General features: G+C 63.7%; 8 protein-coding genes and 1 pseudogene. 7 read left to right on the forward strand and 2 right to left on the reverse strand.

Going from position 1 to position 13,567, the window contains the following annotated elements:
* Position 1 precedes the first annotated feature (1 nt).
* Positions 2-1,248: pseudogene (locus tag L6444_RS16380) on the forward strand (glycosyltransferase).
* Between the two features lie 27 nt (positions 1,249-1,275).
* On the opposite strand, the gene L6444_RS16385 reads toward L6444_RS16380, so the two are convergent.
* The gene (locus L6444_RS16385; RefSeq protein ID WP_370653124.1) at positions 1,276-2,061 is read right to left on the reverse strand and encodes a phthiotriol/phenolphthiotriol dimycocerosates methyltransferase; all 786 of its coding nucleotides are present in this window, start codon (positions 2,059-2,061) and stop codon (positions 1,276-1,278) included.
* A gap of 365 nt (positions 2,062-2,426) precedes the next feature.
* On the opposite strand from L6444_RS16385, the gene L6444_RS31170 reads away from it, so the two are divergent.
* From L6444_RS31170 to L6444_RS16395, 3 genes are all read left to right on the forward strand, one after another.
* Positions 2,427-4,166: an MMPL family transporter gene (locus L6444_RS31170; protein ID WP_459561288.1), complete on the forward strand. Its 1,740-nt coding sequence runs from the start codon at positions 2,427-2,429 to the stop codon at positions 4,164-4,166.
* Between the two features lie 360 nt (positions 4,167-4,526).
* Entirely contained in the window at positions 4,527-5,909 is a 1,383-nt protein-coding gene (locus L6444_RS31175; RefSeq protein ID WP_459561245.1) for an MMPL family transporter, read from the forward strand.
* 88 nt (positions 5,910-5,997) lie between these two features.
* The gene (locus L6444_RS16395) at positions 5,998-8,283 is read left to right on the forward strand and encodes an acyltransferase family protein (protein WP_236975599.1); all 2,286 of its coding nucleotides are present in this window, start codon (positions 5,998-6,000) and stop codon (positions 8,281-8,283) included.
* Positions 8,284-8,302: 19 nt separating this feature from the next.
* Here the strand turns inward: L6444_RS16395 and L6444_RS16400 are convergent, their stop codons facing one another.
* Positions 8,303-10,060 (reverse strand): AMP-binding protein, encoded by a 1,758-nt coding sequence (locus L6444_RS16400; RefSeq protein WP_236975601.1) that lies wholly within the window; start codon positions 10,058-10,060, stop codon positions 8,303-8,305.
* 251 nt (positions 10,061-10,311) lie between these two features.
* Between L6444_RS16400 and L6444_RS16405 the strand changes: the two genes are divergently transcribed.
* The 3 genes from L6444_RS16405 (at position 10,312) to L6444_RS16415 (ending at position 13,533) form a co-directional block, all read left to right on the forward strand.
* Positions 10,312-11,073 carry a GAP family protein gene (locus L6444_RS16405; RefSeq protein WP_236975603.1) on the forward strand — a complete coding sequence of 254 codons (762 nt, stop codon included), beginning with the start codon at positions 10,312-10,314 and terminating at the stop codon, positions 11,071-11,073.
* 127 nt (positions 11,074-11,200) lie between these two features.
* Positions 11,201-12,166: a glycosyltransferase family 2 protein gene (locus L6444_RS16410; RefSeq protein WP_255730605.1), complete on the forward strand. Its 966-nt coding sequence runs from the start codon at positions 11,201-11,203 to the stop codon at positions 12,164-12,166.
* An 812-nt stretch (positions 12,167-12,978) separates the two neighbouring features.
* Complete coding sequence (locus tag L6444_RS16415) at positions 12,979-13,533, forward strand: hypothetical protein (RefSeq protein WP_236975605.1); 555 nt, start codon at positions 12,979-12,981, stop codon at positions 13,531-13,533.
* The last annotated feature ends 34 nt before the right edge of the window (positions 13,534-13,567 follow it).

The raw sequence follows: 13,567 nt of genomic DNA on the forward strand, positions 1-13,567 counted from the left end.
GATGAAATTCGTCTTGGCGGTGCATGGCACCCGGGGTGACGTCGAACCGTGCGCAGCGGTCGGCATGGAGCTGCTGCGGCGCGGGCATGGCGTGCGGATGGCGTTGCCGCCCAACCTGATCGGCTTCGTCGAGTCGGCGGGCCTGACCGGCGTGGCATACGGACCGGACTCCGGGGTCCAGATCAACCAGGTTGCGGCGTTCGCCCACAATTTGACCAAGGCGCAGAATCCGTTCAATCTCGCCAAGGCGGGCAAGGAACTGTTCGTCGAGGGGTGGGCCGAGATGGGCAGGACGCTGGCCGAGCTGGCCGACGGCGCCGATCTGTTGACGACGGGCCAGACCTACCACGGGGTGGTCGCCAATGTCGCCGAGTATCACCGCGTTCCGGTCGCGGCGCTGCATCACTTCCCGATGCATGTCAACGGACAGGTCGCGGTTCCGGCGCCGATTCCGCGACCGCTGATCCGGACCGTGATGGGGGCGTCCTGGCGGTTGTACTCGTACGTGACCAGGGACGCCGACCGCGCCCAGCGTCAGGAGTTGGGGCTACCCCCGGTCTCGGCCGCGGCCCTGGACCGGATCGTGGCCGGCGGCGCGCCGGAGATCCAGGCCTACGACCCGGCGCTGTTTCCCGGGCTGGTCGAGGAGTGGGATGGCCGGCGGCCCTTCGTGGGTGCGCTGTCGATGCGGCTGCATACCGAGCCCAACGAGGAGCTCGAGTCGTGGATCGCGGCGGGAACTCCGCCGATTTACTTCGGTTTCGGCAGCACGCCCGTGCAGTCCACCAGCGAGACGGTCGCGATGATCGCCGAGGGTGTGTGCCGAACTCGGTGAACGCGCGTTGGTCTACTCCCCCCGGCGGTGACGACGTCTCCGCGCCGGCCGAGCACGTGAAACTGGTTGGGCTGATCGACTATTCGGTGATCCTGCCGCAGTGCCGCGCGGTCGTGCACCACGGCGGGGCGGGCACCACGGCGGCCGGCCTGCGGGCCGGGATGCCGACGTTGGTGCTCTGGGACGTGGCGGATCAGCCGATCTGGGGCGCCGCGGTGCAACGGTTGGGAGTCGGTGCGACCCGCCGTCTCAGCAGGATCAACCGCAAGTCGCTGGCCAAGGCGATCCGCGGCATCCTGGCGCCCGACTGTGCCGCGCGAGCGCGCGAGATTTCCACGCAGATGGCCGATCCGATGGACGCCGTCGCGAGGGCCGCGGATCTGTTGGAAGAGTCGGCGCTGGTGCGCGCTTAGCTACTGGTGCTGGCGAGCGGAACTAGTTCAGTCCTTTTCGAAAAGGTAGATGCGATAAGTGAATCCACCGCCGCGCTCGAGGTCGCGGTCAAGCATGCTGACCGCGTAACGGGTCAGACTCGACAGAAATGCCGGCGCACGGCTGGCTATCTTCTCTTGCGATCGCCGCGTATTGGCGTCGAGCCCACGCTTGGCCTCTCTGCCGATGTCTCGCTGAGCCAGTTTGCGCAGTTTGATGCCGGCCAGATCCGTTTCCCATTCCCCGACAACGGGATTGCGGCGAGAGTCGGTGTAGAGGAAATGCCCGCCAGGGCGCAGCACGCGCGTCACTTCGTCCAGGAAGCCGGCGAAATCCGGGTACTGGTGCGAGGCTTCCACGTTGACAACAGCGTCGAAAGATTCGTCCGGAAACGGCAGGTGCTGGGCGTCGCCCTGCACGAAGTCCAGGCCCCGCACTGTGTGCATCCTCTTGCAGAGGTCGATGCTGGCGGGGTTCAGGTCCAGACCCGTGTAAGACGCCGGACCGAGCTTGCGGGCAATGTACGACGCCCCACCGCCGGCGCCGCAGCTGACCTCCAGCACCTTCTTGCCGGTGAGGTCCACTTGGCTGGCGGTCTGGTGGTAGAGCTGGATGCAGTACCGGTTCGGTTCGTCAGCGGGATCCAGCTGCAAGCCCAGCGGCGGGTCTTCTTCGTAACCGAAGTTGAAGAACACCACGTCGTCGCCGACCTGGCGGGTACCCAGCGGTAGCAGGTATTTGGTGGTGATCTTGCCGACCAACGGGTTCGACTGCAGGCGGTATTTCAGAGCCACGCGGAAGAGTGTCGCATGCGTGACCCGTCGAAGATGCCAAAAGCGCCAACCCCGATGAGCGAGATATCAGCACGCGCGTGCAACTTTGCTGGCCACGAGTTACCCGCGCGCAGCGGTGGAGGCACTGCTCCAAAATGCTCGACGAGCAAACCGGTGACGGACTAAAAACTCCTTGATCTGCGCATTTGCCTTCCGATAGGGGGCGCCTCGATCGCTGGGACGCTCGCCTGCGCGGTTACTAAGGAAATTTCCATTCCCCCACCTGATCAGCACTCTCCTTGTACGTTTGTGAGGTGGCTGGGCAGGCGAGATCGCACGACGAGGCGAAAATTGGTGGCGTCTTCGACCGCGTCGGCGACTTCGTCATCAAGTGGCCATGGCTGGCCGTCGGCGGCTGGATCGCCGTGGTGGCTTTCCTGGCTCTGACGTTTCCCCCGCTTCAGGTGCAAGCCGCCAAGCACGAGCAGAAACCGCTACCTGACAACGCGCCGACGATGATCGCGCAGGCGGAGATGAACGCTGCCTTCGCGGCGCGGCCCGGCGGGTCGGAAGGATCCGGCGGGCCGGCCGGCTCCAGCGGGTCCGCAGGGCCTGGCGGGTCGGCAGGGCCTGGCGGGCCGGAAGGGTCCGGTGGCGGCGGGGGCAAACCCGCTGACGAGAAGCCGACCGGCGCCCTGCTGCTGGTCGTGTTGACCAATGAAAAGGGCCTGAGCCCCGCCGACGAGGACACCTACCGCAGGCTGCTCGACAACCTGCGGCAGGACACCCAGGACAAGATGTCGGTGCAGGACTTCATGGGCACGCCGGAATTGCGGCAGATGCTGGAGAGCAAGGACAAGAAAGCCTGGAACCTGCCAATTACCTTGCCCGGCGCTGAGGCGGCGCCCGAGACACAGGCGGCGCTGGCAAATATCAGGGCCATCATCGAAAAGACAGTCAAAGGCACGACCCTCTCAGCGAGTTTGAGCGGTGGGGTGGCCACCGCGTCCGATGTCCAGAAACTCGGCGAGTCCGACGTGCAGATCATCGAGGTCGGAACGATCGTCAGTGTGCTGGTCATTCTGATCATCGTCTATCGCAACCTCGTCACCATGCTGCTACCCCTTGCCACGATCGGCGTCTCGATCGGAGGTGCGCAGGGCGTCTTGTCGGCGCTGTCCGAACTCGGCCTGACGGTGAACATGCAGTGCATCGTGTTCATGAGTGCGGTCATGATCGGCGCCGGTACCGACTACGCCGTGTTCCTGATCAGCCGGTATCACGACTACGTTCGGCACGGAGAAACTTCCGATCGCGCGGTGAAGAAAGCACTGATGTCGATCGGCAAGGTCATCGCCGCATCGGCGGCGACCGTCGCCGTCACCTTCCTGGCCATGGTTTTCACCAAGCTCGAAGTGTTCTCCGCCGTCGGGCCGGCCATCACCGTCTCGATCATCGTCTCGCTGCTGACGGCCACCACGCTGCTGCCGGCGATCCTCGTGCTCACCGGGCGTCGCGGCTGGATCAAGCCGCGACGCGACTTGACCACCCGCTTCTGGCGGATCTCGGGAACCCGCATCGTGCGGCGTCCCAAGGTGCACCTGGCCGGCAGCCTGATGGTGCTGACCGTCCTGGCCACCAGTGCGGCCTTCATCCGGTTCAATTACGACGACCTCAAGACGATGCCGCAGGACATGGACAGCGTGCGGGGTCTCAATGCGCTGAACAAGCACTTCCCGATGAACTCGATGACCCCGATGTTTCTGTTCGTCAAGTCGCCGCGTGACCTACGCACCCCGGCCGCCCTGGGCGACCTGGAGATGATGTCGCGGCGGATCACCGACCTGCCCAACATCGTGATGGTGCGTGGCCTGACCCGGCCCAACGGCGAACCATTGAAAGAAACCAAGGTCTCGTTCCAGGCGGGTGAGGTCGGGGGCAAACTCAACGAAGCATCGACCGCGATCACCGAGCACGGCGGCGACCTTGATCATCTGGTCGGCGGCTCTCGCCAACTCGCCGACGCCCTGGCCGAGATTCGAGCACAGGTCAACGGAGCGGTGGCCAGCGGTGGCCAGCGGTGGCCAGCTCCGCCGGACTGGTCGCCGCGTTGCAGAACATGTTGAAGCTCATGGGTGGAAACAAAACCATCCAGGAACTCGACAACGCCTCCCACTACGTGTCGCGCATGAAGGCACTCGGAAACGATCTCAGCGGGACAGTCTCGGACGGCCAGACCATGGCCGTTTGGGCCGGCCGGCCCCATGGTGGCGGCGCTGAATTCCAGCCCGAGCTGCAACGCCGACCCCTCATGCGTGCGTTCACGCTCGCAATTGTCGGCAATGGTCGAGGCCAACAACAGCGGGCTGTTGAAGGTGATGGGCAGGATGGCCGCCACCCTGCAGCAGACCGAGGGATACCAGAATTTGGCCAAGACGGTCGGCGAGCTCGACGACCAACTCAAGCAGATCGTCGCCACCCTCAAGATGATCGACGGGCTGCCGAACACGTTGTCGCAGCTGCAGGCGGGTGCCGGCGCTCTCGCCGACGGCAGTAACGCGGTAGCGGACGGCGTGCAGGCACTGGTGACTCAGGTCAAGCAGATGGGCGGTGGCCTCAACGAGGCTTCCGACTTCCTGCTCGGAATGAAGCGTGACGCAGAACGACCGAACATGGCCGGCTTCAACATCCCGCCGCAGATCATGACGAGGGACGAGTTCAAAAAGGGTGCGCAGTTCTTCCTGTCGCCCGACGGGCACGCGGCCCGGTACTTTGTCCAGAGCGCGCTCAGCCCCACCTCTAAAGAGGGTATGGATCAGGTCAGCCAGATCCTCGAAGCGGCCCGATCGGCGCAACCCAATACCGAACTGGCCGACGCGAAGGTCCAACTGGTGGGAGTACCGACCGGACTTCGGGACACCCGCGAGTTCTACAACAGTGACATCAAATTCATCGTCATCGCGACCATCATCATCGTTTTCTTCATTCTGGTCATCCTGCTGCGCGCGATCGTAGCGCCGTTGTATCTCATTGCCTCCGTACTGATCTCATTCTGTTCGGCCCTGGGCCTCGCGGTCCTCGTCTTCCAAGTACTACTCGATGAGCCACTGCACTGGAGCTTGCCCGGGCTGTCGTTCATCCTGTTGGTTGCAGTCGGCGCCGACTACAACATGTTGTTGATTTCTCGGATTCGAGATGAGTCACCGCACGGCGTGCGCGTCGGTGTCATCCGAACCGTGGGATCAACGGGTGGTGTGATCACCTCGGCGGGGTTGATCTTTGCCGCGTCGATGTTCGGACTGATCGCAGCCAGCATCACCACCATGGCGCAGGCCGGATTCACCATCGGCATCGGGATCGTGATCGACACCTTCCTGGTGCGCACCATCACGGTGCCCGCGGTCGCTGCGATGCTTGGCCAAAAGAACTGGTGGCCCTCGAAGCTGGGTCAGAGCAACAGGGCAAAAGCCAAGCAAGCCAAGCGATCTGCCACGGCTCAGCTCTGGCTGGATCGGACAAAGTATTTCCTCACCGGTAAAGCTCCCGGGGCGGTGGCCCCGCAACCGGAGCCAAAGCCGGTGCGCCGCAAGGCGCCAGCCAGCTCCGCCAGCACCATCGACCTGCTCCCGGGACACGCACTGCCGCTGTTCGGTGTCACCACCCTGCCGGCATACGACTTGTCGAAGTGCGCGTCGAAGAGCAACCGCAAGACGCGCAGCAGACGCAGCGGTAAGGAACCCGTCGACCACCTGCTCACCCATTCGCTACCGCTGTTCGGTCTCGGATACGAACTGCTGGAACGTGAATCGAATGGCGACAACAACGGCGCGGCAATGAAGCCAACGCCGGGCACTCCGGCGATCACCTGACTTTCGCATGCATCCCCAGCGCGGTAATCGTGACGAAAATGCCGGTTACACGGCAGCATTCGCGTCCCCGTCTCTATAGTGAGTGATCGTGCGCCAGCCTGAGAGCGTCAGTCCCACCGACAGCGCCAGCCGTACCGACACCGACAGCGCCGGCCACACTGACAGCGACCGAGCGGTCGAAGCGCTGGTTGGCCCACCGCCGAAGAAGACGGACTTCCGCGACGATATCGAGGGTTTGCGCGGCTTCACCCTGTTGGCCATTGTCGGCTGGCACATTTCCATGCCCGGGGTCAGCGGCGGCTTCGTCGGGCCGGACATCTTCTTCGAAATCTCCGGCTTCGTCATCACCGGGCAGCTCTGGAAGCAGGTGAGCAACACCGGCACCGTCGGGCTGCGCAAGTTCTATGGGGCGCGGTCCCGCCGACTGCTGCCGGTATCTGCCACGGTGGGTGTCATCACCGCGATCGCCGCGGCGCTGCTGCTGCCGGCGGTGGCGGCCCAAGGGGCGTTGAAGGACGCCATCGCCTGCGCGCTGTACGTCCCCAACTTCTGGTTCATCGTCCAGCAGGTCGACTATTTCTCCGGCGGCACGCCCTCGCCGTTCCAGCACTACTGGACTTTGGGCGTGGAGGAACAGTTCTACCTGCTGTGGCCGCCCATGATCGTTGGCACGGCATGGCTGATCCGGCGTCTGCATCGACGCAGGAAAACTGATGCGCCGCCAGCAAACAAGCCGTCCAAGACGCCGTACCTGGTGCTGGTGACGCTGATCGCGCTCATCTCTTTCGCGCTGTCGCTGCTCGTCACCTACGTCATGCCGCTGGCGGCGTACTTCTCGCTGTTCACCAGGGCCTGGCAGTTGGCCTTGGGCGCGTTGGTGGCGCTGACCGCCGAGTACTGGAGCCGGCTCCCCGAACGGGCCGCGGTTCTCATCGGATGGCTCGGGCTGGCGATGGTGCTGTGGGCCTGCGTCACCTACACCCCGGACATCCCCTATCCGGGTACTGCCGCGCTGCTTCCCGTCTTGGGCACGGCCTTGCTGCTCGGCGCCGGTTGTTCGATATCGACGCGCGGCGCCGGCCGGATCCTGGGTTGGTCACCGATGCGGGTGGTCGGCCGGTTGTCCTACTCCTGGTACCTCTGGCACTGGCCGGTGCTGGTGTTCGCGCCGATCATCATCGGACACCCGCTGGGGCTGTTCGGCAAGTTCATGGCGGCCGTTGTCGTTTCCGGTGGGCTGGGTTGGCTCACGCTGCGTTTCATCGAGAACCCACTGCGTTATGCCGCGCCGCTGCGCAAGTCGCCGGGCAAGAGCCTGGCGGCCGGCGGGCTCGCCACCGCCCTTGCCGCCTGCGTGGGCGTGGCGCTGCTGATGTGGGTGTCCTCGATCCCAATGCCGGTGGCCGTCGCGCACGGTGCGCAGGCAAAGGCGTTGACCATCACCGCACCGCCGACACCGACGGGCGACGACGTCGCTGCCTACGACGCGGCAGTGCAGAACGTGTTCGCGCAGGTGCAAGCGGGGGTCGCGGCATCGGCAGACCTGCGAGACGTGCCGTCGAACCTCGACCCCTCACTCGCCGGTGCGTCTGGAGAACTCGGCGCGATGATGTTCGACGGCTGCCTGCGTCTGCCGGTCCAAGCCGGGACACCCGAATGCGCAACGGGCGATGTCGCCGCCAAGACCACGGTGGCCGTGATCGGCGACTCGCATGCCTCGATGTGGATTCCGGCGTTTCAGCAGATCGGCACACAGCGGCCGTGGCGGATCGAGACCATGGCCAAGGCGGCCTGTCCCATGATGGACTTGCCGATCGCCAACCGCTTCGCTGCCCCCCTGCTCGAGTACTTGCAGCACTGCGAGCAATGGCGTGGTCAGGTCATGGCCCGACTACGCGCCGAGCACCCGAAGTTGGTGGTGCTGAGCGTGTTCCGTGGGTATATGGCCAAGAACAGTAATGGTTTCCTGTCGGGTTTCACCTCGTACGACCCGGCGTGGATCGGAGGGTTGAAGGGCCTCGTGCAACAGTTGCGAGGCATCGGCGCCAAGGTGCTGGTGCTGGGACCGCTGCCACGATTGACTGCGGCGGTGCCCGCTTGCCTGTCCGAGCACCTTACTGACGCGACGGCCTGCTCGCCCCCCATGTCGTTCGCCTTCGACCGGGCCGGTATCGCCGCCGAGGCCGCGGCCGTGAAGGCCGGCGGTGGACAGTACGCCGAACTCGAGGAGCTCTTCTGCACCAAGAACCGCTGCCCCGTGATCATCGGCAACACGCTGGTCTACGTCGATGCGGGTCACCTGACCCTCGAATACTCCCGGCTCATCTCACCGGCGATCGCGGCCCTGGCCGACCGCGCGCTCGCCCAGAACTAGAACAGTCGGGGCGTTTTGGTCACGCATCCAGGCGGGCGAATTTTCCCTGACGATAGAGCTCGACGCACAGGGCCCGGCGCACTTTGCCGCTGGTGGTCACCGGGATCGAACCTTGTGGCGCCAGCACCAGATCGGCGACCGCCAGCCCGTGCGAGTTCGAAATAGCCGAAGTGACTTCGCGTTTGACGTAGTCGAGGCGTTCGGTCTTCTCTTCGGGATTGTCGAACTTCTTCCTGATCTCGAGGATCGCGACCAGCTTCTCGATGCCGTCCATCGGAACCGCGATGGCCGCGCATCGATCCGGGCTGATCGTCTGGATCGTCGCCTCGATGTCGTCGGGAGAATGGTTGCGCCCGTAGACAATCAGCAGGTCTTTGATGCGGCCGACGATGTAGAGCTCACCGTCGGAAAGGAATCCGGAATCGCCCGTTCGCAGCCAGGGACCCTCCGGTGTGCCCTCCGAGGGGTTGACGATGGTGGCGCCGAAGGTGCGGGCACTCACATCGGGCTTCTCCCAGTAGCCGCGCGAGACATTGTCGCCCAGTCCCCAGATTTCACCGACCACGCCATCGGGGCATTCCCGTCCGGTGTCCGGGTCGACGATGCGCACCAGCTGCGTGTCGACCACGCCGTAGCTGACAAGCGGTGCGGTGCTGTCACTTGCGGCGTCGACCGGCACCGCTTTGCCCTCGGGCAACTTCGTGGCGTCGAAATGAACGACTTTGGGCGGCTCGGCCACCCTGCGTGAGGCCATGAACACCGTGGCTTCGGCCATACCGTAGGACGGGCGAATCACCTTGGGATCCAGACCGAACGGGCTGAACCTGTCGATGAAGCGCTTGACAGTGACCGGCTGGACCCGTTCGGCGCCGCTGACGATGCCGTGGATGGTGGTCAGGTCCAAACCTTCCAGGTCCTCGTCCTTGGTCTTGCGGGCCGCCAAGTCGAAGGCAAAATTCGGTGCGGCGGTGAAGGCCTGGGTGTTGCTACCCAGCAGCTGTATCCACCGGGCGGGCCGCTGCAGAAACCCCATCGGGCTGGTCAGCTTGGCCGGAATACCACCCAGGATCGGCAGAATGATGCCCAGCACGAAGCCCAGGTCGTGGTAGAACGGCAGCCACGACACGATGGTGGAACCCGGCGGGGCCACCTTGCCGTGCATGCCGTAGAAGGCGCTCATGATCTGCTCGAAATTGGTGAATAAGTTGTCGTTCGACAACATCACCCCGGCCGGTGTCCGGGTGGACCCGGAGGTGTACTGCAGGTAGAGCGGGTCGAGGTGCTGCTCATAGGTGGCCCGTGCGGCCGGGCCCGGCCGTGCGTCGAGGTCCAGTTGATCGACTTCCAGGACGGCGGTGTCGTCCTGTCCGGGACGCGGCGTCACGTACGGCCGGACGTTGTCCACCACCGATGACGACGTGAGCACCACGGCCGGCGACGTGTCGGCCATCACCGACGTGGTGCGCTCGTCATGGGCGCCGCCCTGCGGCACCGAAAGCGGAACCGCGACGCGCCCGGCGTGCAACGAGGCCAGGAACCCGACGATGTAGTCCAGGCCTTGCGGCGCCAGCAGCAGCACCCGATCGCCGGTAGAGCCGTGTTGGGCGATCTGAGCGGCCAGGTTGAGCATCCGGCGGTACAGCTGCGACCAGGTCAGGGTGAGCTCGACGCCATCCCAGGATTGCTCGTAGTCGTAGAAGGTCAGCGCAATATCGTTGGGCTGCAAACTCGCACGCTCGCGCACCACCTTGGGAAGTGAGGATTCGACCACGGGCAACACACTACAGTCGCCGAGGACCCCTCTCTGCAAAACCCATAATCCGTAAGACCCGGTACGACGGGCGTAGGCTTCTAGCCCTTGCGCACCTGGCAGACCCACGATTCGCGGTGCCACACGGGCGCAGTACCGCCCGTCATATCTCGCGCTGGCTACAGGCGCTGCTCGTGATGCCCGAGTGGCGACAACTCGTGCAACTAATTCGTCAGTTACGCCACGAGATACGCGCCAACCTAGTAGCGTTCCTCCTGATGTGGACCTACGTGCTGTGCCTAGGATTCGGGGTGCTAATCGACCCCGCGCGAATCGGAATCGCGGCAATCCTGACATCTCGACGGCAGGCCTTGCGGACTCTGGTCGCGTACTGGTTCGGCGGCATCATCGCAGGCGTCGGAGTTGGAATTGCAGTACTCGTTCTGCTGCACGATATTGCGCTCGGCGCGATTCAATCCGCGATGTCCACAATTAACGAGATAAGGTCTGAAGTCATAATTTTGTCCGGCGGGCGCCTTCAGATCACGCTTGGTTTGATCGCGATGCTCTGTCTAGCCGCAATGGTGGCCCGGGAACGGGCGCGGAAAACTGCGCCGGCACTCGTAGGGCCGGACGGAGAGATCATGGCCAGCGAGATGGGGCCGCCGCGAATCCAAACCCCCATGTCGCGAATCGCGGCACGCACCCAGAGCATGCTGGAAGGTGGACTTGCCTGGCCTGCTTTCTTGGTGGGCCTCGGAGCGTCGGTGCCGCCCATCGAAGGACCGATGGCGTTGACGGTCATTATGGCCTCGGGTGCGGGTACCAGCACGCAATTCAGCGCCTTCCTCGTGTTCATCCTCTTGGTACTGGTGTTTGTCGAGATTCCACTTATTTGTTACCTGGTGGCACCACGGCAGACCCAGGCGGCGATGCTACGGGTGAACACTTTGCTGAGGACTTATCGTCGGCAGATCATCCAGGGCACGCTTGCGCTGGCGGCGATAATTTTCATGTCTCAGGGCATCGGCCATCTCTAAGCCAACTCTCGATGCTCTACTTGCTAGCTTCCCGCCTGCCGCATGCCCACATTCGGTTTGCGACTGCTAACCCGCCGGGTCAGCGGCGGAGAACTGGTAAGTCCGCGATGCAACTAGCGTGGCCTTCGTGAAGCCACATGAGGACGGCCAAGGATCACCGGCACCGCTGGTCTCGGTGTGCATTCCGATGTACAACAACAGCGCCACCATCGCACGGTGCCTACAAAGCATCCTGGATCAAGAGGGCGTGGAGTTTGAGATCGTGGTCGTCGACGACGACTCGCCGGACGGTTGTGCTGATATCGCCGCAGCGATGCTCCGGCCCGGAGACCGACTGATTCGCAACGAGGTACGACTCGGGCTCAACGGCAACCACAACAAGTGCATGGAAGTCGCGCGCGGTGACCTTATCCAATTCGTCCACGGAGACGACTGGTTATTGCCGGGTGCTCTACAAACGCTGGCGCGGTGTTTCGATGATTCGAGGATCGGTTTAGCTTTCGCACCCCGTCAGATGGTGTACGAAAATATCCCCTTCACGATGCGTATAGGTCCCCGGCACATCTATTTCTTGCGGCTACGTGAATTCAACGAAGGCCCGTCGCTGGTTGCGCAGATGCTCCTGTTCGGTGGGTCCGGTAACTTCATCGGCGAACCGACCTGCGTGATGTTTCGTCGCCAGCTGGCCCTCGATGTCGGGGGCTTTCGAACTGACATCTATCAACTTGTCGACTTGGACTTCTGGTATCGCCTGATGTTGCGGTCGGCGGTCTGCTTTGTACCGAAGAAGTTGTCGGTCCGCACTAACTCGGCCGGCACAGAATCAGTGCGCAATTTCCGATCGCAACGCAGTTGGCTCGACCGCCTGCGGATCCTCACGTGGCTGATTGTGGATCCGGCTGCACCCAGGGCGATTCGTCGCATGGCCAGGGCGTGGTGGGTACTCACTTGGCTGGGCGTGCACGTGCGGGTGTTGGTGTTTGGACCGCAACGCGAGTCTCGATTGAAGCTGATTGCGCAGGCGCCTGTCCGCGAGTTCGCTCACGCTGAGCAATTGAGGGATGGGGGCCTACTTGCCACCTCGGCCATTTGAACCGCGGCCGTCCCCTCGTAACCACCCGTACCGTGGATAACCGCCTCGCGCACATTGATCAGACGTCCTATCTTGGGCTGCGCACGCTTGGGTACGCAACGCTCGTGCAAGTCACGTGGATCTACGACCGACCCGCCAATCTCGACGGTCTACGTCGCTTTCATCGAAATCTCGGCCACAGTCTGTTAGGGCGCCGAATCGAGCGGTCTCCGTTGCCCTTTGCGAGGGATCGGTGGGTGCTCGCTCGGGGTCCAGAGGACATCGACGTCGCCGAAGCACCCCGGCCACGGACGGATCTGAATGCCTGGACGTACGAGCGGGCTTGCCTCCCCGTCGACCCCGAGTTCGGGCCCAGCTGGCATCTCGGAGTTCTGCCGCTTGAGGACGGAGGAACCGCTATCACCCTGGTGGCTTCCCACACCGTCGTGGACGGCCTTGCACTTGGCCAGGTGGTAGCTGACGCAGCCACGGGCATAACGCATGACTTCGGTTATCCGCTTCCAGGCTCGCGTACACGCCGCCAAGCCCTGCTGCAGGATGGCCGACAGACTCTTGCCTCGGCACCGGAGCTGGCACGGGCGTTGACCGCGATCGTGCGGCTCGCTCGGCGCGGCCGTCCCGAACTTGCCTCATCGATCGCGACGGCACCTCCTGCACCGCGGCAGACTAGCCGTGATCACGCAACAGTGGTCCCCACTCTGACCGCATATGTCGATCTCGAGCGTTGGGATGCACGCGCCAGGGAGCTTAACGGGACGAGTAACTCGCTGTTCGCGGGCGTTGCTTCCAGGCTGGGGGTCAAAATGGGGCGCGTGGGAAACGACGGTTCAGTCACTCTGGCCTTCCCGGTCGGTGCACGGTCCGAAAGCGACACGCGCGGAAACGCATTGACATTCACCACGGTGACGGTTGACCCAGCGCACGTGACGTCAGACCTTCGAGAAATCAGGCTCAAGCTCAAGCAGGCTCTCAGTGAGCTTGCGGAGAAACCCAACGAGATGTTGGCCGTCCTGCCGCTGGCATCGATGACACCGAGATGGATAGCACGACGACTGATCGGGGCCGGGCTGGGCACATCCGTTCTGCCCATCGGTTGCTCCAATCTCGGCTCGCTACATCCCGCGGCGGCACGGCCGGATGGAACAGATGCCGACTATGCGTCTGGGCGGTTGATCGAACCGGGCATTACGACGGGCACTCTCGAACGCATCGGCGGTCAGCTCTTTGTGGCCTCGGGTCGGATCCTCGGAAAGGTCTTCCTCACCGTCGTTGCCTACCGACCGGGGGGGCCAAACTCCCGAACGGAGTTGCGCGAGCTCGTATCTCGTACATTCGCCGAATTCGATCTGGCGCCGAAGATCGAGTGAGTCCGCGCCCGAGAACGCATCAGACGGAGAACGA

Source organism: Mycobacterium kiyosense (assembly GCA_021654635.1).
GTDB lineage: Bacteria > Actinomycetota > Actinomycetes > Mycobacteriales > Mycobacteriaceae > Mycobacterium > Mycobacterium kiyosense.